Below are 21,463 nucleotides of genomic sequence, written 5' to 3' on the forward strand. Positions count from 1 at the left end.
GCGGTCAGCCCACCTTCATCACGTAGGTCTGCCGGGCGAACCGGTCGTGCCAGCCCTGGTGCAGCCGGTCGGTCTGGATCGACCAGGCGAGCGCGGCGTACAGGGCGGGCGGGACCAGCACCGCCAGGAACGAGCCCAGGAGCGTCGGCACGAGCGCGATCAGCATGACCAGGTGGAAGGCGTTGCGCCGCAGGGACTGGGTGGGGGTGACCGCGGCGCCGGCCTGCCCGACGACCTGCAGCTCCAGCAGGGCCTTGCCCGGGGTGCGACCGGAGGTCGTCTCGAAGAAGAGGTGGTACCCCAGCGTCAGCACCAGGGTGAGGACGGGGACCACCGCGTCGGCCGCCCAGCGTTCCGTCGCGCTGCCCCCGTGGTCCAGGGAGAGGGCCGCGCGGACCCCGTTGCCGAGGAACGACGCCACGGTGACCACCAGCACCCAGTCGACGACGCGGGCGGCGACGCGGCTGGGCACCTGACCGGGGCGCGGCGGGGGCGGGCCGGGCGTCGGGGAGCGGGCGGCGTCGTACCCGCCGGGGGGAGGGAGGTGGCTCATGGTCGCTCCTTCGGCGGACACCGGTCGGCGCCGCCCCTCCACCGTAGCCGCGGCCGGCGGTCGGGCGCCGTCATCCTCCCCAGGCCGACAGCCACCGCTCCAGCGCCCGGTAGACCTCGGCACGGGCGGGCGCACGCGAGAGCACCACGTCGTGCCGGGCGCCCGGGATGGTTACGAGCGTGAGGTGGCGGGCCCCGACGTACGGCGCCCACCGCTTGATCTGCTGCACGTCGAGCACGACGTCGGAGCTGTGCACGTCCTCGCTCATCTCGGCCGGCGAGGTGGTGCGGTCCGACGACAGCACGAGCACGGGCACGGCCACCGCGAGCCCGCGGTGGAGCTCGGCGTGGGCGCGGCGCACCGCGCGCAGCCAGCCGAGGCTCACCGGCAGCGACTCCAGCGGCTTCCAGCGCAGGTCGAAGTCGAACTCGCCCTCGTGGTCGCGGTGGAGGCTGCGGCCGTAGAGCCCGCTCACCGACCGGGGGAGCACCCGTCGCGGCAGGACGGCTCCGAGGCGGTCGATCACCTGGGTGCCGACGGTGCGCATGAGCAGCGAGCCGCGCAGGTCGAACCAGGGGGAGTTGAGCACGAGCGCGGCGAGCCCGTGCGGGCGTCGGTCGTGGGCCCACAGCGCGAGGACGAGACCGCCCGTGCTGTGCCCGGAGGCGACGACGTGGGTGTGGCCGTCGCGCTCGACGATGCGCTCCCAGGCGGCGTCGAGGTCCTCGTGGTACTCGCGGAGGTCGGTGACGAACGCCGGCGTCTGGTGCTCGCGCAGGGACCGGCCGTACTTGCGGAGGTCGACCGCGTAGACGTCGTAGCCCTGCTCGGCCCACCAGTCGGCGTACTCGGTGTGGAAGAAGTAGTCGCAGAAGCCGTGCACGTGCAGCAGTGCGCCGCGGGAGGTGCCGACGGCCGGCCGGTGGACGAGCGTGGTGACGACCTCGCCCTCGTCGTCGGGGGGCAGGGGGATGGTCTCCGCGGTGTACGGCGCACCCAGGAGGTCGGGGACGGCCCCCGTCACGGCGTGGCTCATGGCGCCATGATGGCAGCGCCGACCCGGCGACCGGGGGGTCAGGTGGACCCCGCGGCGCGGCGCCGGGCCGTCGCGCGACGGTACGAGGCGACGAGGCCCGCCACGACCACGGCCGCGTCGGCGCTCGCCAGCGCGGGCGCAGCCCGGACAGGGCCGCGCATCCCGCCCTCGGCGGGAGCGCCGAACCCGTAGTCTCGCTCCGGTGATCACCTCGAACCGGGCACGGCGCGTCGCCACGACGTACGTGCGTGACGGGGTGGGTCGCTGGCGGTCCGGCTCCAGCGCCGGGCAGGCCTGGGTGCTGGGGGTGCTCGCCGCCGGCGTCGCCTGCTGCTTCGTGGTCTCGCTGCTCGACTACGACCTCATGCCGGTCGCGGCGTACCTCGTGTGGCTCCTCGCGGGCACCGTGCTGCTGCGGTTCTGGCCCCTGGTGGTGCACGCGCTCGTCTGCCTCCTGGCCGGCGTGACGGCGGTGCTGGTCGACGGCACCTTCGGCGGGGCCCGTACCTCCTCGCTGGTCGCGATGCTCGTCGCGGTCGGCCTGACGCTGCTGCACGCCCGGCGTCAGCGCACCGGGCTGCCGAGCCTGGTGAGCGAGGGCGTGCTGGTCGACCTGCGCGACCGGCTGCAGGCGCAGAGCACGGTGCCCCCGCTGCCCCAGGGGTGGCGGGCCGAGTCGGCGATGCGGCCGGCGCACGGGGTGGCCTACGCCGGCGACTTCCTCGTCGCCGAGCTCGACGAGGACGGCCGGCACCTCGAGATGATCCTCGTCGACGTGTGCGGCAAGGGGCTCGCGGCCGGCACGCAGGCGCTGCAGTTCGCCGGCGCGCTGGGCGGCCTGCTGGGTGCGCTGCCGCCCGTGGCCCTGATGTCGGCGGCCAACGCGTTCCTCCTGCGCCAGGGCGACGACGAGACGTTCGCGACCGCCGTGCACGTGCGGGTCGACCTGACGACCGGTGCCTACGGGATCGTCAGCGCCGGCCACCCACCCGCACTGCGGTACGACGCCGCGAGCCGCACCTGGCTCGTCGACCACGCCCGCGGCACCGCCCTCGGCGTCGACCACCGGCCGGAGCTGGTGACGAGCACGGGGACGCTCGCGGCGGGCGAGGGGCTGATGTTCTACACCGACGGCGTGATCGAGTCGCGCGACGCCGACCTCGACGTGGGTCTGGAGTGGCTGCGGGCCACCTCGGCGCGCGAGATAGCGCGGCGCGGCTTCCCCGGCGTGACGCGACGGGTGGTGGACCAGGTCGCGCGCGGCGACGACGACCGAGCGGTGCTCGTGCTGCACCGGGAATAGCCCGGCCCCCGCGGTCGTTCCCGTGATAGTTTCGCTTTCAACTATACGAGGAGTGAGCGACATGCAGATCGGGATCTTCACGGTCGGCGACGTGACCGCCGACCCCACCACGGGGCGCACGCCGAGCGAGCACGAGCGGATCAAGGCGACCGTGGCGATCGCGCGCAAGGCCGAGGAGATCGGTCTGGACGTCTTCGCGACCGGCGAGCACCACAACCCGCCGTTCATCTCGTCGAACCCCACCGCGACGCTCGCGTACGTCGGCGCGCAGACCGAGCGCATCATCCTGTCGACCGCCACGACGCTGATCACGACGACGGACCCGGTGCTCATCGCCGAGGACTACGCGAAGATCCAGCACCTCACCGACGGCCGCGTCGACCTGATGATGGGCCGCGGCAACACCGGCCCCGTCTACCCCTGGTTCGGCAAGGACATCCGCCGCGGCCTCGAGCTCGCCATCGAGAACTACGCGCTGCTCCACCGGCTCTGGCGCGAGGACGTCGTCGACTGGGAGGGGAAGTTCCGGACCCCGCTGCAGGGCTACACCTCGACGCCGCGCCCGCTCGACGGCGTACCGCCGTTCGTGTGGCACGGCTCGATCCGCAGTCCCGAGATCGCCGAGCAGGCGGCGTACTACGGCGACGGGTTCTTCCACAACCACATCTTCTGGCCGGCCTCGCACACGCGGCAGATGGTGGCGCTCTACCGACGCCGGTTCGAGCACTACGGCCACGGCAGCGCCGACCAGGCCATCGTCGGGCTCGGCGGGCAGTTCTTCATGCGCCGCAACAGCCAGGACGCGGTGCGGGAGTTCCGCCCGTACTTCGACAACGCCCCGGTCTACGGCCACGGCCCTTCGCTCGAGGACTTCACCTCGCAGACCCCGCTGACCGTGGGTTCGCCGCAGGAGGTGCTGGAGCGGACGCTGTCGTTCCGCGACTACGTCGGGCACTACCAGCGCCAGCTGTTCCTCGTCGACCACGCCGGGCTGCCGCTCAAGACGGTGCTCGAGCAGCTCGACCTGCTCGGCGAGATCCTGCCCGAGATGCGCAAGGGCTTCGCCGAGGGCCGCCCGGCGCACGTGCCGGACGCGCCGACGCACGGCTCGCTCGTGGCCGCGGCCGGCGGTGCCCGGGACACGACGGTGCACGCCACGGACGACGTGACCGGGCACCGCGTGGAGGACGACGCCCCCGCGCAGGTGACGGCATGACCCGCGTCGTCGTCGTCACCGCCGGGCTCTCCCAGCCGTCCTCGACGCGCCTGCTCGCCGACCGCCTCGCCGACGCCGTCACCGCGGCGCTGGCGGAGCGGGGGGAGCAGGTCGAGCTCGACGTCGTCGAGCTGCGCGACCACGCCCACGCGCTGGCCGACCACCTGCTGACCGGTTTCGCGACCGGCGACCTCGCCGACGCGATCGGCGCGGTGGCCCGTGCCGACGCGCTCGTGGTCGTCACGCCGGTGTTCAGCGCGTCGTACTCCGGGCTGTTCAAGACGTTCTTCGACGTGCTGGAGCCCGAGACGCTGGCGGGCACGCCGGTCCTGCTGGCCGCGACCGCCGGTACGCCGCGGCACTCGCTCGTGCTGGAGCACGCGCTGCGCCCGCTGTTCGCCTACCTCCGCGCGACGACCGTCCCGACGGCGGTGTTCGCCGCGACGGAGGACTTCGGCGCCGGCGACGGCTACCTGGCCTCCCGCGTCCACCGCGCCGCCGGCGAACTCGCCGACCTGGCCGCAGGCACGCGTCGTACGACGCAGCGCCGCCAGGCCGCGCTGCCCGCCGCCGACGAGGAGTTCGGCGACGTCATCCCCTTCGAGCAGCTGCTGCGGGGCTCCGACCCGCGGTGAGACGTCGGGTGGCGGGTTCCCCGGTGCACCGGGGAACCCGCCACTTCAGGGTGCAAACTTCACGCGACAAGTGGCGGGTTCGGTCCGCCGACCCGGCTCAGGCCAGGCCCAGCATCGACCGCGTGCGATCGATCATCCGCGCGCGCCGGTCGAGGTCCTGCCACGTGTAGCGGATGAAGCGGCAGCCGAGCAGCTCCCGGACCTCGTCCTCCCGCTGCTTCTCCGCAGCGAGCACGTCGGCCGGCGTCATCCCTTCCGGCACTAGCCGGCCGTACTTCGCCATGCCGTCGAACTCGCCGGCCAGGCCGTGCTCGGGCCACCAGAAGTCGAGCACCGCGACGAGTCGCTTCCCGTCCATGACGCGGTGCTGCAGGACGGGCGCCGGGATGCCGCCCCGCCAGAACTGGAAGCGGCTGCGTGACTCGCCGACCGACCCCGAAGCGCCGTCCGCCAGGTTGACGGCCATCCGGGTCCCGAGCGTGCCGGGCCAGGCGCGAGCGTGGTCCGCCATGTCCTGCAGCTCATCGGGCGTCACCTTGCGCTCGCGCAGGAGACTGTCCATGACGACGAGCGAACGCTCCGTGTCCGCGACGGTGGTCAGCTCGATGGCTGCCCGGGCCGCAGTGACCGTGGGTACGCCGCCGACCACCGCCAGGTGCTGCTCGGGGACCCGGCTCTGGTGGTGGACCACCCCGGACTCGCGTCGCTCGGATCGCCGGTGCGGGTGGGTGACGTGGACCGAGGACAGGTCGAGGTCCCACCAGCCGGCGGTGTGCAGCAGCACCGCGCTGGTGTGGGTGACGACGGGTTCGACGAGCGACCGGGCGAGGACGGCGTCGATGAGGACGCGGTGACGCGCATCGGCGTCCAGGCCGGCCCAGGTCTCCGGGAGGGAGAACGTGCCGTGCCGGAGCCGCTCGACGTCGCCGCGGCGCACGGCCCGGTAGAAGGCCGTCTCCGTGTAGCCGGCGGCGAGAGCGTCTCGCGTGAGGAAGTAGCCCTGACGGGCGCAGAGGTCGTGGAGGGCGTCGCGCATGGGGCGGAGGTGCCCGGCGGGGCAGTGCTCACACCCGGGCCCCCGGGGGCGGTGGAAGACCGGTGAGGCCAGGCCGCCTGTGGAGCACTAGTGGCCTCGGCGGGGCCGAGTCGTTCACGGCGTGAATGGTTGACCACGCAACCCGCCGCTTCCGGCGGGAAGTTTGGCACCGGAAGCGGCGGGTTCCCCGGTGCACCGGGGAACCCGCCAACCCGCCAACCACGCACTCAGTGCTGGTAGGTGCCGTGCAGGATGGCGCGGCCGAGGGTCTTGAACGCCAGGTTGAACGACACGACGGCGGGGGAGGCGTCGGCGTCGACGCCGAGCGACTCCTCGCCGACGGCGTGGACGACGAAGTAGTAGCGGTGCACCTGGTCGCCCTCCGGCGGGGCGGCGCCCATGAAGCCGTGGGAGCCGCCGTCGTTGCGCACGTGGAAGGCGGAGCCCGGGAGCTCGCCGGCGGCGGCGCCGGTGTCGAGGGAGGTCACCGACGCAGGCACGTCGACGAGCACCCAGTGCCAGAAGCCGCTCGGGGTGGGGGCGTCGGGGTCGAAGCACGTGACGACGTAGGACTTCGTGCCCTCCGGCGCGCCGCTCCACGACAGCTGCGGCGAGGTGTTGCCGAGGGCGGCGACCTGGTCGTCCTTCAGCGGCTGACCGTCGGTGACGTCCGTGCTGGTCACGGTGAACGACGCGGCGGCGGGCAGGAGGGTGTACGGGTCGGGGGTGACGGGGCGCTCGAGACTCATGTCACGAAACTAGCCAGAGCTCCCAGGGTGGACCACGACGTCCGCCGCGGCCGCCGTCGGGGAGAATGCCCGCCGTGCCACTTCTCGAGGAGACCCTCGCCCGCATCGTCCCGCCGGACGCCGGTGCCCGCCGCGACGCGGTGGAGCGCCAGGCCCAGCTGACCAAGCCGGCGGGCGCCCTGGGCGTGCTGGAGGACCTGTCGGTGCAGCTGGCCGGCATCGCACGCACCTGCCCGCCGCCGGCGCCGGCGCGCCCGGTCGTCGCCGTGTTCGCGGGCGACCACGGCGTGCTCGCCCAGGGCGTCTCGCCCTGGCCGGCCGAGGTCACGGTCGGGATGCTGGAGAACTTCCGCGCGGGCGGTGCGGCGGTCAACGTGCTCGCTCGCGCCTGCGGGGCCGACGTCGTCGTCGTCGACGTCGGGGTGGCCTCGCCGGTCGCGGCCGACGCGGTGGTCTGGGACCGGAACGTACGGCGGGGGACCGCCGACCTGCGCACGGGCGCCGCGATGACCCGCGACGAGGCCCGCGCGGCGCTCGAGGTGGGGATCACGGTCGCCACCGAGCTCGTCGCCCGCGGCCACGACGTGCTGCTGACCGGCGACATGGGCATCGGCAACACCACCCCGTCGGCCTGCCTCGTCGCCGCCCTCGCCGGCGTCGACCCGGCGGTCGCCACCGGACGCGGCACCGGCGTCGACGACGCCACGCTGGCCCTGAAGACCCAGGTGGTCGCCGACGCGCTGGCCCGGCTGGACACCGCGACCGGCACCGGATCCGCCGCTGACCCGCTCACCACCCTCGCGGAGGTCGGCGGGCTGGAGCACGCGGCGCTCGCGGGCTACCTGCTCGGCGGTGCCGCGGCCGGCGTGCCCGTGGTGCTCGACGGCTTCATCGCCGGCTCCGCCGCGCTCGTCGCCCAGGCGCTCGCGCCGGAGGTCACCGCCTACCTCGTGGCCGGGCACCGCTCGGCCGAGCAGGGCCACAGCGCGGCGCTCGCCCACCTCGGGCTGCGCCCCCTGGTCGACCTCGACCTGCGCCTCGGCGAGGGCAGCGGCGCCGCCCTCGCCCTCCCGCTCGTGCGCAGCGCCGCCCTGGTGCTCGCCGAGATGGCGACCTTCGACTCCGCGGGCGTGGCCCGCAAGGACGCCTGATGGGCGCCCGGGAGGAGGAGCACCCGCCGTACCCGGTCGGGCTGCGTCTCACCGGCCGCCGGGTACTCGTGGTCGGCGGCGGGCACGTCGCCCAGCGCCGCGTGCCGGCCCTCATCGCCGCCGGCGCCCGCGTGCACGTCGTCTCGCCGGTGCTGACCCCCGCGCTCGAGGGGATGCTGGCCGAGTTCACGTGGCGCGAGGGCCGCTTCGAGCCCGCCGACCTCGACGGCGCCTGGTACGCCATCGCCACCACCGACGACCCGGCCGTCAACCACGCCGTCATCGAGGCGGCCGACGAGCGCCGCATCTTCTGCGTGCGCGCCGACGACGCCCGCGAGGCCTCCGCGTGGACGCCGGCGGTCGGCCGCCACGGCGGCGTCACCGTCGCGGTGCTCGCGAACCGCGACCCGCGCCGTTCCTCGGCGGTGCGCGACGAGGTCGTCTCCGCCCTCGTCGACGGCCGTCTCGCCGCGGCGGGCACCGCCGACACCACGCCCGGCGTGGTGCTCGTGGGCGGCGGGCCCGGTGACCCGACGCTGGTCACCGTCGCCGCCCGCCAGGCGCTCGCGTCGGCCGACGTGGTCGTCGCCGACCGGCTCGCGCCCCGCGAGCTGCTCGACGAGCTGGCCCCGCACGTCGAGCTCGTCGACGTCGCCAAGCTGCCGCGCGGCCGGGCCGCGAGCCAGGACGCCATCAACGCGGTGCTCGTCGACCGCGCCCGGGCCGGCAAGCGGGTCGTGCGCTTCAAGGGTGGCGACAACTTCGTCTTCGGCCGCGGCTACGAGGAGATCCAGGCCTGCCGCGCCGCCGGCGTGCCCGTCACCGTCATCCCGGGCCTGTCGTCGTCGATCTCCGTGCCCGGCGTGGCCGGCATCCCGGTCACCCACCGCGGCGTCGCCCACGAGTTCACGGTGATCTCCGGGCACATCCCGCCCGGCCACCCCGACTCCCTCGTCGCCTGGGACGCCCTCGCCCGGCTCCGCGGCACCCTCGTGCTGCTGATGGCCGTCGCCAACGCGGGCGCCATCGCCGAGGCCCTCGTGGCGGGCGGGCGCGACGCGGCCACCCCCGTCGCCGTCGTGGCCGAGGGCACGATGCCGGAGGAGCGCACGGTGCTGAGCACGCTCGGCACCCTCGCCGACGACATCGCCGCCCAGGGCGTGCGCCCGCCCGCCATCATCGTGATCGGCGAGGTCGTCGCGGTCGCGCACCCCGAGCGGTACGGCGACCGCTGAGGATGGCGACCTTCGTCGAGGTCGACGCGGCCGACGACCCGCGCCTGTCCGACTACCGCGACCTGCGCGACGTCAGCCTGCGCAAGCACGTCGAGGCCACCCACGGCCTCTTCCTCGCCGAGGGCGAGAAGGTGGTGCGGCGCTCGGTCGAGGCCGGGCACGTGCCGCGGTCGTTCCTCATGGCGCCGCGCTGGCTCGACGGTCTCGCCGACGTGCTCGCCACCACCGACGCGCCGTGCTACGTCGTGTCCGAGCAGCTCGCCGAGGAGGTCACCGGCTTCCACGTGCACCGCGGCGCGCTCGCCTCCCTCGAGCGGCAGCCGCTGCCCCCGCTGGCCGACGTGCTCGCCGGGGCCCGCTCCGTGCTCGTGCTGGAGGAGATCGTCGACCACACCAACGTCGGCGCGATCTTCCGCAGCGGCGCCGCGCTCGGCTTCGACGCGGTCGTGCTCGCCCCGCGCTGCGCCGACCCGCTCTACCGCCGGGCGGTCAAGGTCGCGATGGGGGCCGTCTTCTCCCTGCCCTGGACCCGCCTCGACGACTGGTACGACGCGCTGCCGCTGCTGTCGTCGTACGGCTTCACCACGGTGGCGCTGACCCTGGCTGACGACGCCGTCGACGTCGAGGACGCCGTGCGCGGCGTCGACCGCCTCGCGCTGGTGCTCGGCTCCGAGGGGCACGGGCTCTCGGAGCGCTGGCAGGCCACCGCGGACCGGCGCGCCGTCATCCCGATGCACCACGGCATCGACTCGCTCAACGTGGCCGCCGCCAGCGCCGTGGCCTGCTACGTCGCCGCGCGCCGCTGAGGCGCGGGTCTCAGCGCGGGCCTCAGAGCATGACCCCCACGCGGGTCGGGGTGAAGCCGGGGAACACCTGGGCGGTGCTGGCCCCGAACCGCCGCGAGACGACCTCGGCGAGCACGCTGCGGTAGTCGGTCGTGACCAGCAGGTCGGCGTCGGCGGTGTCGGTGAGCCCGGGCCACGTGCCCAGGTACCGACCGCCGCGCACCCCCGCCCCGGCCAGCAGCATGACGTTGCCGTAGCCGTGGTCGAGGCCGTAGTTGTCGTTCTCCCGCACGCGGCGACCGAACTCGCTGAGCGTCACCAGCGTGACCTTGTCCCCGAGCGTGCCGAGGTCGGTGAAGAAGGCCGCCATCGCGCCGGCGAGGTCGGCGACGTTGCGCTGCATGCCGCCCCAGCTGAGCGTGCCGAGGTCGGTGTGCATGTCCCAGTCGCCCTGGTCGACGGTGACGACCTTGGTGCCGACGTCGCCGCGCACCACCTGGGCGACGTGCCGCAGCGCCTTGCCGAGGTCCGTGTTCGGGTACGTCGCGCCTCCGCCCGGTGTGGCGGGCAGCGCCCGCACCGGGGCGAAGTCGTCGACGGCCGCCAGCGCTGAGCGCACGCCCCGGCCGAGGGTGGAGGCGTCGGGGCCCCACAGCGACTGGATGGAGCGGCGGCGCCCGCCGATGGTGTCCCACTCGTCGGCGCCGGCCAGCTGGAGCGACGCGGGGTCGCGCATCGACGAGACCGCCTCGGCGCCGTACAGCGAGGTGGGCACCATGCCGTCGCCGACGGCCACGCCGTCGAGCGGGTGGGTGGAGGCGTCCTGGCCGAGCAGGCGGTTGAGCCAGCCCTCGCGGGTGGTGCTGCCGGCCGTGGCGTCCTCGACCTCCTCCATGGCGGCGAAGTGCGAGCGGTTGGGGGCCGGCAGGCCGGTCGCGTGGACGGCGGCGAGCTTGCCCGCGGTCCACATCGGCAGCAGCGGGGCGAAGCCCGGGTGCAGGCCGAACATCGCGTCCTTGGCGAGGAGGCGCTCCGCGGGGACGGCGATGCGCGGCCGGGCGCGGTAGTAGACGGGGTCGGCGTGGGGGACGACGAGGGACAGCCCGTCGGCGGCTCCCCGCAGGGAGAGCACGACGAGGACCTTGTCGCTCGGCGTGGTGCCGGCCGCGGCGTACCCGGCGGAGACGTTGACGACGGCACCGCCGAACGTGGCGGCGGCGCCGGCGAGGAGGGCGCCGCGCAGCAGGCTCCGGCGCGACACGCCGGCGAACTCGTCGCAGCAGGCGGGCGCGGCGGCGGGACGGGACTGGTTCACGAGGGTGCTCCGCTCAGCGCGTCAGGTGGTGGGGGGAGTCGAGCAGGATCGCCAGGAGCCGGTTGAACTCCCACTTGACGAGGGGGTGCGTGGCCGTGACGACCGTCGTGGGCTGGTAGCCCGTCGCCTCGCAGCACGCCTGCAGCAGCGCCGGCGTCGAGGGCGTGCCGAGCATCCGCCCGCACAGGTGGTCGACCAGCTGGGCGAAGGTGAGCGACGCCTGGGGGAGCCAGTCGGTGGGGGCGGCGTAGGCGATGTCGGTCTTGGGCCACCACCGCCCGGCCGCGCTCCAGTGGAAGGAGAACGAGGCGAGCGCCCGCGAGCCGGAGCTCCACGACGCGTTGTCGATCGGGGGGCCGTCCGGCCGCGGCCAGCTGAACGGGCTCGCGCCCAGGGCGGTGGCCTGCCACAGCAGCTGGTTGACCGCCGACCCGTCGGCGCTCGGGCGGGCGAGGGTGGCGCCGAGCGCGCGGTAGGTGCCCACGACGTCCTCGCCCGGGTCGCGCACCTTGCGACCGGCCGAGGCGAGGAACTCGGGGCGGGCCACGAGCGCCCGGAGCACCGCGGTGATGCTGGTGCCGCTCGTCAGGTAGACCGACGCGAGGTGGTCGACGAGCGCGGCGGGCGGGGAGTCCTGCACCAGCCTGGTCGCGATGCGCCGGCAGATGCGCCGCGCCGTCGCGGGGTGGCGGGCGAGGTAGGTGAGGTAGGCGCGGGTGACCGCGCGGCCGTCGGGGTCGGAGTTCGGGTGGGTGAACCCCATGACGCGGACGGGGCCCGTCGCGTGGTCGGTGGGCCGGTAGGTGGCGGCCCACGTCTTCCACACGTCGACGCGGTAGCCGGTGAGGATGCGGGCGGAGTCCTTGACGTCGGCCTCGGTGTAGTTGCCGCGCCCCACCGTGTGCAGCTCGAGCAGCTCGCGCCCGAGGTTCTCGTTCGGGCGGGCCTTGGTCGAGATGGCGTTGTCGAGGAACAGGCCCATGGCCGGGTGGGTGGTGGCCGTGATGAGGAGGTCGGTGAACGTGCCGAGCGCGCGGGCGCGCAGCGCGTCGCCGTACGACGTGCGGTGCACGAAGTGGGAGTCGCCGTTGACCGGCACGTGGAAGTGGCCCTCCCACAGCTCCGTCATCAGCTCGTGCACCTGGCGCTGCGACGTCAGGCGCCGCATCATCAGCCAGCGGGCGTAGTCGGCCATGACGACCCAGCCGTGCTCGATCTCCGCGACCTGGCGCTCCCACAGCTCGCTCGGCGCGCGGTTGAGCGAGGGCCACCAGGCGCGCAGGCCGTCGGCGGCCGCGTCCGGGATCGACGCGGGCCGCAGCTGGCGCTCGAACCACGCCCGCCGACCGCCCGCGGCCGCCATCTCGGCCGCCAGGGCCGGGGTGTAGCCGTAGGTGAGGCGGCGCGCGAAGTGCAGCGAGGCGGGGTCCAACGGTGCCGCACCGGGGTACCGCTGCGGTGTGTACGACGAGGTGGCCGCGGCGGGCGCGACGGTGCTCGCGCCGGTGCGCGTGCTGGTGCGTCCGGCCGGCTGTGCGACGGAGCGGCTCACGGTGCCTCCCGAGACGAGGAGGGGCGGCACCCTGCCGCCCTGCACCCGTCCCGATCGGTGCGCACGGGCCCGACCTGAGCGGAACCGCCGGACCGGTTCCGGGACCGCGCGCGGCGCGGACCTCGGAGCCGCGACGTGCCGGGCGTGGTCGCCCGGGGACGCACCTCCTAGGATGAGGCGTCCGACCGTCGTGCAGAGAGCTGGTTCGTCCTTCCCGATGGAGCGCCCCCGAAGTCCTGAGCCCCCCGACCCGACCGTGGTCCCCGGGGGGCACCGATGACCGAGTGGATCCTCCTCGCGGTCTCGTTCCTGCTGATCGCGGCCTGCGGCGTGTTCGTCGCCGCCGAGTTCTCGTTCGTCACCGTCGACCGCGGCCAGGTCGACCGGGCTGCGGAGAACGGTGAGCCCGGCGCCGAGGGCGTGCAGAAGGCGCTGCGGCACCTGTCGACCCAGCTCTCCGGGGCCCAGGTCGGCATCACGGTCACCAACCTGGCCGTCGGCTTCCTCGCCGAGCCCGCCCTCGCGGCCCTGCTGCGCGACCCGCTCACGGCGGCCGGGCTGCCGGCCGGCTCCGTCACGCCGGTCGCCGTCGGCGTCGCGCTCGTCGTCAGCACGGCCCTGACGATGGTCTTCGGCGAGCTGGTGCCGAAGAACCTCGCCATCGCCCTGCCCCTGCGCACCGCCCAGGCCACCCAGGTCTTCATGCGCGTCTTCACGGCCGTGATGGCCGGGCCGATCCGGCTGCTCAACGGGTCGGCCAACAGCGCGGTGCGCCGCCTCGGGATGGAGCCGCAGGAGGAGCTGCGCTCGGCGCGCAGCTCCCGCGAGCTGGCCTCGCTCATCGCCCGCTCCGCCGACCAGGGCACGCTCGACGCGGACACGGCCGAGCTGATGGAGCGCTCGGTGTCGTTCGGCGAGCGCACCGCCGGCGAGATCATGACCCCCCGCGTGCGCACCGACAGCGTCGAGCAGACCGACCGGGCGATCGCGGTCATCGAGCTCGCCCGTTCGACGGGTCACTCCCGCTTCCCGGTGCTCGACGCCGACGAGAACGTCGTCGGCACGGTCCACGTGAAGAACGCCGTGGGCCTGCCGGTCCACGAGCGCGCCACGACCCGCGTGCGCTCGATCATGGCCCCGCCCACCCTGGTGCCCGACACCCTGCGCCTCGACCCGCTCCTCACGCTGCTGCGCGACGACGGCTTCCAGCTCGCCGTCGTCCTCGACGAGTACGGCGGGCAGGCGGGCGTCGTCACGCTCGAGGACGTGGTCGAGGAGATCGTCGGCGACATCGCGGACGAGCACGACCGGCTCGGCTCCCGGGTGCGCCTGCGGCGCGACGGGACCTGGACCCTGTCGGGCCTGCTGCGTCCCGACGAGGTGGAGGACGCCTCGGGGATCGCCCTGCCGGAGCACGAGGACTACGACACCGTCGGCGGGCTCGTCGTGCGCGAGCTGGGCCGCATCCCCGTCGCGGGCGACGTGGTCGAGGTGCCGGTGCCCGTGCGCGACGGCGAGGACGGCGAGGAGCGCCAGCAGCTCGCGGTGCTCACCGTCGACCACATGGACGGCCTGCGGGTGGACCGCGTGTCGCTGCTGCTGCTGGACCGGGTGCCCGAGGGGGAGGACGCGTGAACGACTACGTCGCGATCGGCCTCGCCGTCGTGCTGCTCGGCCTCAACTTCTTCTTCGTCGGTGCCGAGTTCGCGCTCGTGGCGGCCCGGCGCAGCCAGATCGAGCCGCTGGCCCGCGCGGGTTCGCGGTGGGCGCGGATCACGCTGCGGGCGATGGAGCAGGTGTCGGTGATGATGGCGGGCGCCCAGCTCGGCATCACGATCTGCTCGGTCGGCCTGGGCGCGGTCGGCGAGCCGGCCGTCGCGCACCTGCTCGAGCCGCTCTTCGAGGCGGTCGGCGTGCCGCACGGCCTGACCCACCCCCTCTCGTTCGTCATCGCGCTGACGCTGGTGGTGTACCTCCACGTCGTGCTGGGCGAGATGATCCCGAAGAACATCGCGCTGGCCGACCCGGAGCGCGCCGCGGTCGTGCTCGGCCCGCCGCTCATGGTGGTCGTGACGGTGCTGCGCCCGCTGATCATCGCCCTCAACGCGGTGGCCAACACGACGCTGCGCCTGCTGCGGGTGGAGCCGAAGGACGAGGTGTCCTCGGCCTTCACCCGCGAGGAGGTCGCCGCGCTCGTGGAGGAGTCGCACGGCGAGGGCCTCATCGCGGCGGGGGAGTACGACCGCCTCTCCGGCGCGCTCGGCTTCACCGAGAAGCTGGTCGGCGCGGTGATCATGCCCCTCGACACGCTGGCGACCGTTCCCCGCGGGTCGACCGTGGCCGACGTCGAGGACCTGTGCGCCTCGACCGGCTTCAGCCGGTTCCCGGTCGCCGACGGCGACGAGCTCCTCGGCTACCTCCACATCAAGGACGTCCTGGAGACCGACGAGACCCGCCGCCAGCGCGTGATCGACGCGAAGTGGATCCGACCGTTCGCGGCGGTGCGCCACAGCGACCTGCTCCACGACGCCCTCGAGGTGCTGCAGCGGCGGGGGGCGCACATGGCCCGCGTCATCGGCGACGACGGCGAGCTGCTGGGTCTCGCGACGCTCGAGGACGTGATCGAGGAGCTGGTCGGCGAGATCCGCGACGCCGCCCACGCGGAGGACGGGGCCTGAGCCTGCCGGGGGCCGCCGACGACTAGGGTGACCCCGGCAAGGCCCCGGCGGGGCGTGGCACGACCGGAGTGAGTGCAGGTAAGTGACCCGTGTCCGATGAGTCGAGCCGGACGGCGAGCGTGTGGACGATCCCGAACGTCCTCTCCGGCCTCCGCCTCCTCGGCGTCCCGCTGTTCCTGTGGCTGGTGCTGGGGCCCGAGGCCGACGGCCTCGCCCTGCTCGTGCTCATGGTCTCCGGGGTCACCGACTTCCTCGACGGCTACCTCGCCCGCCGCCTCGACCAGCGCTCCTCCCTGGGGGAGGTGCTCGACCCGGTCGCGGACCGGCTCTACATCCTCGCGGTGATCATCGGCCTCGGCCTGCGCGACGTCATCCCGTGGTGGGTGGTCGTCATCCTCCCGCTGCGCGACGCGCTCCTGTGGTGCCTCGTGCCCTTCCTGCGCACCCGCGGCTACAGCGCGCTGCCCGTCCACTTCCTCGGCAAGGCCGCCACCTTCAACCTGCTCTACGCCTTCCCCCTCCTGCTGCTGGGCGACGGCACCGGGGTGGTCGCGACGCTCGCCCTCGTCTTCGGCTGGGCCTTCGCCGCGTGGGGCATCGGGCTCTACTGGTGGGCGGGCCTGCTCTACGCCTGGCAGGTACGGCGGCTGCTCGCCACGACCGAGCCCCTCGCCCGCCGCGCCGAGCGCGGACGCGCCGGCGACGGGGCCCCGGGGCCGCGATGACCACCCCGTCCGACCGCGCCACCCTGCCGCTTCTGGAGCTCGTCACCCGCCAGTCGCTGGAGGAGGACTACGTCCACGTCGCCGAGAAGAAGGCCCGTGCGGCGACGACGCCCACGGGACGGGCGCGCCGACCCCGGCCGGGCGCCGGCTCGGCCGGGCGACGGTCGTCGCGGTGGGGGTCTTCGGCCTCCTCGCCGCGACGGCGGCCGTGCAGAGCTCGCGCGACGCGGCGACCAACGAGACCAGCCGCACCACCCTCGAGGGCCGGGCCACGGAGGGCCGGGAGCGCCTCGCCGCGCTGCAGGAGCGCATCGCCGAGCTGCGGGCCGCCAACGGTGCCGCGACCGCCGCGCTGGAGGGGCTGGAGGCCCGCGAGCGCGCGGCGGCCGGCGAGGTCGAGGGGCTGCGCCTCGTGACGGGGTACGGCGAGGTGGTCGGCCCCGGCGTGCGCGCGGTCGTCGACGACGCGCCCGAGGACCCCTCCGGCGAGGGCACCGGCGACAGCTCCGGCCGGGTGCAGGACGAGGACCTGGCGCGGCTGGTCGCGGGCCTGTGGGAGGCCGGCGCCGAGGCGATCGCCATCAACGGCCAGCGGCTGACCCCGCTGTCGTCCATCCGCAACTCGGGCAGCGCGATCAACGTCAACAGCCGGCCCCTCACCGCGCCGTACGTCGTGGACGCCGTCGGCGACCCGCGCACGCTGCAGGCCGACCTGGCCGACACCCGGCCGGGGCGCGAGTTCGACGTCATCGCCTCGTCGGTCGGCCTCGTCGTGGAGCTCGACAACGTGGGCGAGCTGCGCCTGCCGGCCGGGCCCGCCCCCGTGCTGCGCCACGCCGAGGAGATGGCGCCGGCCGGCCCCGGGCAGCCGACCGACCCGCAGCAGGCCAACGACCAGGCGCCCGTCGGGGCGTCCACCCAGCCGTCGACGACGGGAGACCGACCGTGATCGCCGCCCTCGGGCTGCTCATCGGCATCGTGCTCGGGCTCGTGCTCGAGCCCGACGTGCCGCTGGCCCTCCAGCCCTACCTGCCCATCGCCGTCGTGGCCGCCCTGGACGCCGTGTTCGGCGGACTGCGCGCCTACCTCGACGGCATCTTCGACGACAAGGTGTTCGTCATCTCGTTCGTCAGCAACGTCGTGATCGCCGCGGTGATCGTCTACCTCGGCGACCGGCTCGGCGTGGGCGGCCAGCTCTCCACGGGCGTCATCGTGGTGCTGGGCATCCGGATCTTCTCCAACATGGCGGCCATCCGCCGCCACGTGTTCCATGCCTGAGGCGACCCTCCCCGACCCCGACGACGCGGCGGAGGGCAGCGGCACCACCGGACGCACCCGCCTGCGCGACGCGCTGCTGCGACCCTCGCGCAGCCAGGTGGTGGTGGGCGTCCTGCTCGCGGTCGTCGGGTTCGCGGGCATCGTCCAGGTGCGCACCATCGCCGCCGACGACACGTACTCCGGCTACCGGGAGCAGGACCTCATCGACCTGCTGAGCGGGATCGCGGGCACCACCCAGCGGGCGGAGGCGGAGATCGCCCGGCTCGAGCAGACCCGCGACGACCTGCGCTCGACCACCACCGGGCGCACCACCGCCCTCGAGCAGGCGCAGCGCGAGGCCCGCACCCTCGCCGTGCTGGCCGGCACGGTCGCGGTGGAGGGGCCCGGGCTGCGCGTGACGCTCACCGACGACGACGGCACCATCGACCCGGCCCACGTGGTCGACATGCTCCAGGAGCTGCGCACCGCCGGCGCCGAGGCGATCGAGGTCAACGACGAGGTCCGCGTGGTCGTGGACACCTTCGTCGGCACCGGGGGCGACGGGCTGGCGGTGGACGGGGTGCGGCTCTCCTCGCCGTACGTCGTCGACGTGATCGGCGCGCCCGACACGCTGGCCGGCGCCATGTCCTTCCCCGACGGCCCCACGGAGCGGTTCCGCGGCAAGGGCGTGGACGTCGAGGTGGAGGAGCTGGACTCCGTCGAGGTGACGAGCGTCGTCGAGCTCGACACGCCGTCCTTCGCCGACCCTGCCGGGTGACGCTAGGGTCGTCGTGCTGCCGCGTCGAGGGGCAGCCGCCAGCTCGTCCCGCACCCCGAGGAGCGCACCGTGTACCCCGAGGACCTGAAGTACACCGCCGAGCACGAGTGGGTGCGCCAGCCCGGTGAGACCGCCGGCGCCGTGCGCGTCGGCGTGACGCACTACGCGCAGGACGAGCTGGGCGGGATCGTCTACGTGACGCTGCCCGAGGTGGGGGAGTCGGTGAGCGCCGGCGAGCCCTGCGGCGAGCTCGAGTCCCACAAGTCGGTCAGTGAGATCTACGCCCCGCTGACGGGTGAGGTGGTGGCCGTCAACGAGGCGCTCGACGCCACCCCGGAGGTCGTCAACTCCGACCCGTACGGCGACGGCTGGCTCTTCGAGGTCGTGCCCGCCGACGCCGGCGCGGTGGACGCGCTGCTCGACGCCGCGGCCTACCAGGCCGACCTCCCCGCCTGAACAGAGCTCCACCACCCGTACCCGGTTGATCCGAGCCCTGTGACTGGTAGGTTCGGACCTCGTCACCCTCAGCCCGCCGTTGAGGGTTTCCGTGACTTCCCAGGAGGCCATCACCATGCCGTTCTGCACAGCCTGCGGTAGCCAGAACCCGGACGAGGCCCGGTTCTGCTCCCAGTGCGGCACCAAGCTGGTGACCTCCGCTCCCGCCGCGTCGGAGTCGACGGCCACCATCACCTTCGGCGCGTCGTCGTCCACGGAGAGCTCCGACCGGGCGCTCAACGCCGTCGACGCCGCCGCGGTGGACGCCCTGCCGCCGGGCCACGCGCTCCTCGTGGTGCAGCGCGGCCCGGGCGCGGGCAGCCGCTTCCTCCTCGACACCGACCTCGTGACCGCCGGGCGCCACCCGGAGAGCGAGATCTTCCTGGACGACGTGACGGTCTCGCGCCGCCACGCCGACTTCCGCCGTACCGGGGGGCGGTTCACCGTCTCCGACGTCGGCAGCCTCAACGGCACCTACGTGAACCGCGACCGCATCGACGAGGTCACGCTGAAGGACGGCGACGAGGTCCAGATCGGCAAGTACCGACTGGTGTTCTTCTCGGGCACGCCGGTCTGAGCATGGCCGCCCCCGGCGTCGACCCGCACCGGCAGGGGGGCGCCCACACCGACCGGATGAACATCGGTCAGGTGCTGGACGTCCTCCGGCCGGAGTTCCCGGGCATCACCATCCCCAAGATCCGGTTCCTCGAGGACAAGGGGCTCATCAAGCCCGAGCGCACCCCGTCGGGCTACCGCAAGTTCGCCCCCGGCGACGTGGACCGGCTGCGCTACGTGCTCGTCATGCAGCGCGACCACTACCTACCGCTCAAGGTCATCGGCGAGCACCTCGACGCCATCGACCGAGGGCTCGAGCCCCCGCCCATCGAGGGCGTGGTGCCGACGGTCCCGAAGGTCGCGCTGGCGGCCGACGGCCTCCCCGGGCCCGACGAGTTCCGGCGCCGCGGCCAGGTGCGGCTGACGCGGCGCGAGCTGCTGACCGTCGCGCGCATCGAGGAGTCGTTCCTCGCCACGCTGGAGGACTACGGCCTCGTGCGGCCCTCGGGCACGGGGCACTACGACGCCGAGGACCTGGTCGTCGCCGACACCGCCCGCGAGCTCGACGCGTTCGGCATCGAGCCGCGCCACCTGCGGGCCTTCCGCGCCGCCGCGGACCGCGAGGTCGGTCTCGTGGAGCAGGTCGTCGCCCCGGTACGCCGGGGGCGCGACGCCGCCGCCGAGGCCCGCGCCGCGGACGTCGCCGCCCAGATCGCCGCGCTGACCGTGCGCCTCCACGCGACCCTCGTCAAGGGATCGCTGCCGGGCCGCTGAGCGGCCCCGCGCTCCGTCCCGGGCTCGGTCCCCGCCCCGTCCGCACCGTCGGGGGCGCCTCGGTGCCGGGAGTAGGGTGGTGGACGTGCGCGAGGTAGATGTCGTCGGAGTCCGTGTGGAGATGCCCTCCAACCACCCGATCGTGCTGCTGCGCGAGAGCTCGGGGGAGCGCTACCTGCCCATCTGGATCGGGGCGGTGGAGGCGACGGCGATCGCGTTCGCCCAGCAGGGGGTGGTGCCGCCGCGACCCCTCACGCACGACCTGCTGAAGGACGTGCTGGACGCGACCGGCAACGGCCTCGAGGAGGTGCGGATCGTCGAGGTCCGCGACGGCGTCTTCTACGCCCAGCTCGTGCTCGCCTCCGGAGTAGAGGTGAGCGCCCGCCCGTCGGACTCGATCGCGCTGGCCCTGCGCACCGGATCGCGCATCGTCTGCGCCGACGACGTGCTGGACGAGGCCGGCTTGGCGGTGCCGGCCGAGCAGGAGGACGAGGTGGAGAAGTTCCGCGAGTTCCTCGACCACGTCACCCCCGACGACTTCGAGTCCCGCTGACACGGAGCGCCCACCGCGCCCGGAGGGCGGGCCCGCCCGTCACCGAAGTGTGACCCTCGACCTGAGATGGAGGGTTGCGACCGGCGTGTCGTGCGTTGACCCGGCTCGGTGGCAGGCCTACGTTGGGGACCGTCTTCGTTGTAACTCCACCGTTGTGCTCCGCACGACCACTTCCCTCCGGAGTTGCGTGACGCGAAGGAACCGACGGAGGTCGCAGTGAGCAGGAACGACGAGCAGCCCGCGCGCAGCGGGGCTGACGAGCAGGCGGTCGCCGAGGCGACCGAGCTCGCCGACGAGCAGGGGCTGCTCTTCACCGACGACGTGTCGCCGCTGCCCAGCGACCTGGGGTACCGCGGGCCGACCGCCTGCAACGCCGCGGGCATCACCTACCGCCAGCTCGACTACTGGGCCCGCACCGGCCTGGTCGAGCCGTCGATCCGCGGCGCGAAGGGCTCGGGCTCGCAGCGGCTCTACTCCTTCCGCGACATCCTGATCCTCAAGATCATCAAGCGGCTGCTCGATGCCGGCATCTCGCTGCCGCAGATCCGCACCGCGATCTCCCACCTGCGCGAGCGCGGCACCGACGACCTGACGCGCGTGACCTTGATGAGCGACGGCGCCTCGGTCTACGAGTGCACCACCAACGACGAGGTCATCGACCTGCTCCAGGGCGGCCAGGGCGTCTTCGGCATCGCGATCGGCGGCGTGTGGCGCGAGATCGAGGGCTCGCTGGCCGAGCTGCCGAGCGAGCGCACCGCGGACGACGCGGCCGCGAGCGACACGTCGGTCGTCGACGAGCTCGCCGCGCGCCGGGCCCGCCGCATCGGCTGAGCCGCTCCATCGGCCGAGCCGCGCCGTACCACCCGGAACACCTCCGTCGGGGGCCCGGCACCTTCGTGGTGCCGGGCCCCCGTCGTGTCCCGGTGGTAGCGTTGCGCCCGCTGACGAATCCGCACGGGAGAGCCTCCGTGCACCCGCGCGAGCGGGGGTCGACGGAGCGCCGAAGGGGCAATTCCTCCCCGGAACCTCTCAGGCGCACGGACCGAGCGGACGAGGCGACTCTGGAGCGGACGGCGACGTCG

23 protein-coding genes and 1 riboswitch are annotated in these 21,463 nt (G+C 74.2%); of the genes, 17 read left to right on the top strand and 6 right to left on the bottom strand.

Going from position 1 to position 21,463, the window contains the following annotated elements; all coding sequences use genetic code 11:
• Positions 1-4: 4 nt before the first annotated feature.
• Together ACOACO_RS11405 and ACOACO_RS11410 are read right to left on the bottom strand one after the other, a co-directional pair.
• Positions 5-553 (bottom strand): RDD family protein, encoded by a 549-nt coding sequence (locus ACOACO_RS11405; RefSeq protein ID WP_420296401.1) that lies wholly within the window; start codon positions 551-553, stop codon positions 5-7.
• A gap of 70 nt (positions 554-623) precedes the next feature.
• Positions 624-1,589: an alpha/beta hydrolase gene (locus ACOACO_RS11410; RefSeq protein ID WP_420296402.1), complete on the bottom strand. Its 966-nt coding sequence runs from the start codon at positions 1,587-1,589 to the stop codon at positions 624-626.
• Positions 1,590-1,791: 202 nt separating this feature from the next.
• On the opposite strand from ACOACO_RS11410, the gene ACOACO_RS11415 reads away from it, so the two are divergent.
• From ACOACO_RS11415 to ACOACO_RS11425, 3 genes are all read left to right on the top strand, one after another.
• Positions 1,792-2,892 (top strand): PP2C family protein-serine/threonine phosphatase, encoded by a 1,101-nt coding sequence (locus ACOACO_RS11415; RefSeq protein WP_420296403.1) that lies wholly within the window; start codon positions 1,792-1,794, stop codon positions 2,890-2,892.
• Between the two features lie 61 nt (positions 2,893-2,953).
• Positions 2,954-4,108, top strand: a complete 1,155-nt coding sequence (locus tag ACOACO_RS11420) for an LLM class flavin-dependent oxidoreductase (protein WP_420297221.1) — start codon at positions 2,954-2,956, stop codon at positions 4,106-4,108.
• Positions 4,105-4,743, top strand: coding sequence for an FMN reductase (locus ACOACO_RS11425; protein ID WP_420296404.1), 639 nt, complete (start codon positions 4,105-4,107; stop codon positions 4,741-4,743). The genes ACOACO_RS11420 and ACOACO_RS11425 overlap by 4 nt, the downstream gene beginning before the upstream one ends.
• A gap of 97 nt (positions 4,744-4,840) precedes the next feature.
• Here ACOACO_RS11425 and ACOACO_RS11430 read toward each other — a convergent pair whose 3' ends face one another.
• Both ACOACO_RS11430 and ACOACO_RS11435 read right to left on the bottom strand, forming a co-directional pair.
• Positions 4,841-5,779: a type IV toxin-antitoxin system AbiEi family antitoxin domain-containing protein gene (locus tag ACOACO_RS11430; protein ID WP_420296405.1), complete on the bottom strand. Its 939-nt coding sequence runs from the start codon at positions 5,777-5,779 to the stop codon at positions 4,841-4,843.
• A 227-nt stretch (positions 5,780-6,006) separates the two neighbouring features.
• Positions 6,007-6,528 (bottom strand): YbhB/YbcL family Raf kinase inhibitor-like protein, encoded by a 522-nt coding sequence (locus ACOACO_RS11435; protein ID WP_420296406.1) that lies wholly within the window; start codon positions 6,526-6,528, stop codon positions 6,007-6,009.
• Positions 6,529-6,602: 74 nt separating this feature from the next.
• On the opposite strand from ACOACO_RS11435, the gene cobT reads away from it, so the two are divergent.
• From cobT to ACOACO_RS11450, 3 genes are read left to right on the top strand one after another with little or no spacing between them, the layout of a single operon-like run.
• On the top strand, positions 6,603-7,679 hold the full coding sequence (gene cobT / locus ACOACO_RS11440; RefSeq protein WP_420296407.1) for a nicotinate-nucleotide--dimethylbenzimidazole phosphoribosyltransferase: 1,077 nt from the start codon (positions 6,603-6,605) through the stop codon (positions 7,677-7,679).
• A complete protein-coding gene (gene cobA, locus ACOACO_RS11445) occupies positions 7,679-8,914 on the top strand; it encodes a uroporphyrinogen-III C-methyltransferase (protein WP_420296408.1) in 1,236 nt (411 codons plus the stop codon). Before cobT ends, cobA begins: the two co-directional genes overlap by 1 nt.
• A 2-nt stretch (positions 8,915-8,916) precedes the next feature.
• Positions 8,917-9,720, top strand: a complete 804-nt coding sequence (locus tag ACOACO_RS11450; RefSeq protein WP_420296409.1) for a TrmH family RNA methyltransferase — start codon at positions 8,917-8,919, stop codon at positions 9,718-9,720.
• A gap of 22 nt (positions 9,721-9,742) precedes the next feature.
• Here the strand turns inward: ACOACO_RS11450 and ACOACO_RS11455 are convergent, their stop codons facing one another.
• Positions 9,743-11,014, bottom strand: a complete 1,272-nt coding sequence (locus ACOACO_RS11455) for a DUF1501 domain-containing protein (RefSeq protein WP_420296410.1) — start codon at positions 11,012-11,014, stop codon at positions 9,743-9,745.
• A 13-nt stretch (positions 11,015-11,027) separates the two neighbouring features.
• Positions 11,028-12,566 (bottom strand): DUF1800 domain-containing protein, encoded by a 1,539-nt coding sequence (locus ACOACO_RS11460; RefSeq protein ID WP_420296411.1) that lies wholly within the window; start codon positions 12,564-12,566, stop codon positions 11,028-11,030.
• Between the two features lie 276 nt (positions 12,567-12,842).
• Between ACOACO_RS11460 and ACOACO_RS11465 the strand changes: the two genes are divergently transcribed.
• The 11 genes from ACOACO_RS11465 to ACOACO_RS11515 all read left to right on the top strand — a co-directional run bounded on the left by ACOACO_RS11465 (position 12,843) and on the right by ACOACO_RS11515 (position 21,212).
• A complete protein-coding gene (locus ACOACO_RS11465; protein ID WP_420296412.1) occupies positions 12,843-14,201 on the top strand; it encodes a hemolysin family protein in 1,359 nt (452 codons plus the stop codon).
• Positions 14,198-15,244 (top strand): hemolysin family protein, encoded by a 1,047-nt coding sequence (locus tag ACOACO_RS11470; RefSeq protein WP_420296413.1) that lies wholly within the window; start codon positions 14,198-14,200, stop codon positions 15,242-15,244. Before ACOACO_RS11465 ends, ACOACO_RS11470 begins: the two co-directional genes overlap by 4 nt.
• Positions 15,245-15,333: 89 nt before the next feature.
• The gene (locus ACOACO_RS11475; protein ID WP_420296414.1) at positions 15,334-15,969 is read left to right on the top strand and encodes a CDP-alcohol phosphatidyltransferase family protein; all 636 of its coding nucleotides are present in this window, start codon (positions 15,334-15,336) and stop codon (positions 15,967-15,969) included.
• A 172-nt stretch (positions 15,970-16,141) separates the two neighbouring features.
• A complete protein-coding gene (locus ACOACO_RS11480) occupies positions 16,142-16,918 on the top strand; it encodes a DUF881 domain-containing protein (RefSeq protein WP_420296415.1) in 777 nt (258 codons plus the stop codon).
• Positions 16,915-17,247, top strand: coding sequence for a small basic family protein (locus tag ACOACO_RS11485; RefSeq protein ID WP_420296416.1), 333 nt, complete (start codon positions 16,915-16,917; stop codon positions 17,245-17,247). The genes ACOACO_RS11480 and ACOACO_RS11485 overlap by 4 nt, the downstream gene beginning before the upstream one ends.
• Positions 17,240-18,004 carry a DUF881 domain-containing protein gene (locus ACOACO_RS11490; protein ID WP_420296417.1) on the top strand — a complete coding sequence of 255 codons (765 nt, stop codon included), beginning with the start codon at positions 17,240-17,242 and terminating at the stop codon, positions 18,002-18,004. Before ACOACO_RS11485 ends, ACOACO_RS11490 begins: the two co-directional genes overlap by 8 nt.
• 69 nt (positions 18,005-18,073) lie before the next feature.
• Positions 18,074-18,460, top strand: coding sequence for a glycine cleavage system protein GcvH (gene gcvH / locus ACOACO_RS11495; RefSeq protein ID WP_420296418.1), 387 nt, complete (start codon positions 18,074-18,076; stop codon positions 18,458-18,460).
• Positions 18,461-18,575: 115 nt separating this feature from the next.
• Complete coding sequence (locus ACOACO_RS11500; protein ID WP_420297222.1) at positions 18,576-19,076, top strand: FHA domain-containing protein; 501 nt, start codon at positions 18,576-18,578, stop codon at positions 19,074-19,076.
• Positions 19,077-19,078: 2 nt separating this feature from the next.
• Positions 19,079-19,828: a MerR family transcriptional regulator gene (locus ACOACO_RS11505; protein ID WP_420296419.1), complete on the top strand. Its 750-nt coding sequence runs from the start codon at positions 19,079-19,081 to the stop codon at positions 19,826-19,828.
• Positions 19,829-19,913: 85 nt separating this feature from the next.
• Entirely contained in the window at positions 19,914-20,381 is a 468-nt protein-coding gene (locus ACOACO_RS11510; protein ID WP_420296420.1) for a bifunctional nuclease family protein, read from the top strand.
• A 216-nt stretch (positions 20,382-20,597) separates the two neighbouring features.
• Positions 20,598-21,212, top strand: a complete 615-nt coding sequence (locus ACOACO_RS11515) for a MerR family transcriptional regulator (RefSeq protein ID WP_420296421.1) — start codon at positions 20,598-20,600, stop codon at positions 21,210-21,212.
• Between the two features lie 114 nt (positions 21,213-21,326).
• A riboswitch (glycine riboswitch) is annotated at positions 21,327-21,436 on the top strand.
• Positions 21,437-21,463 lie beyond the last annotated feature (27 nt).

The organism is Nocardioides sp. CPCC 205120, assembly GCF_048654585.1.
Classification (GTDB): Bacteria; Actinomycetota; Actinomycetes; order Propionibacteriales; family Nocardioidaceae; genus Nocardioides.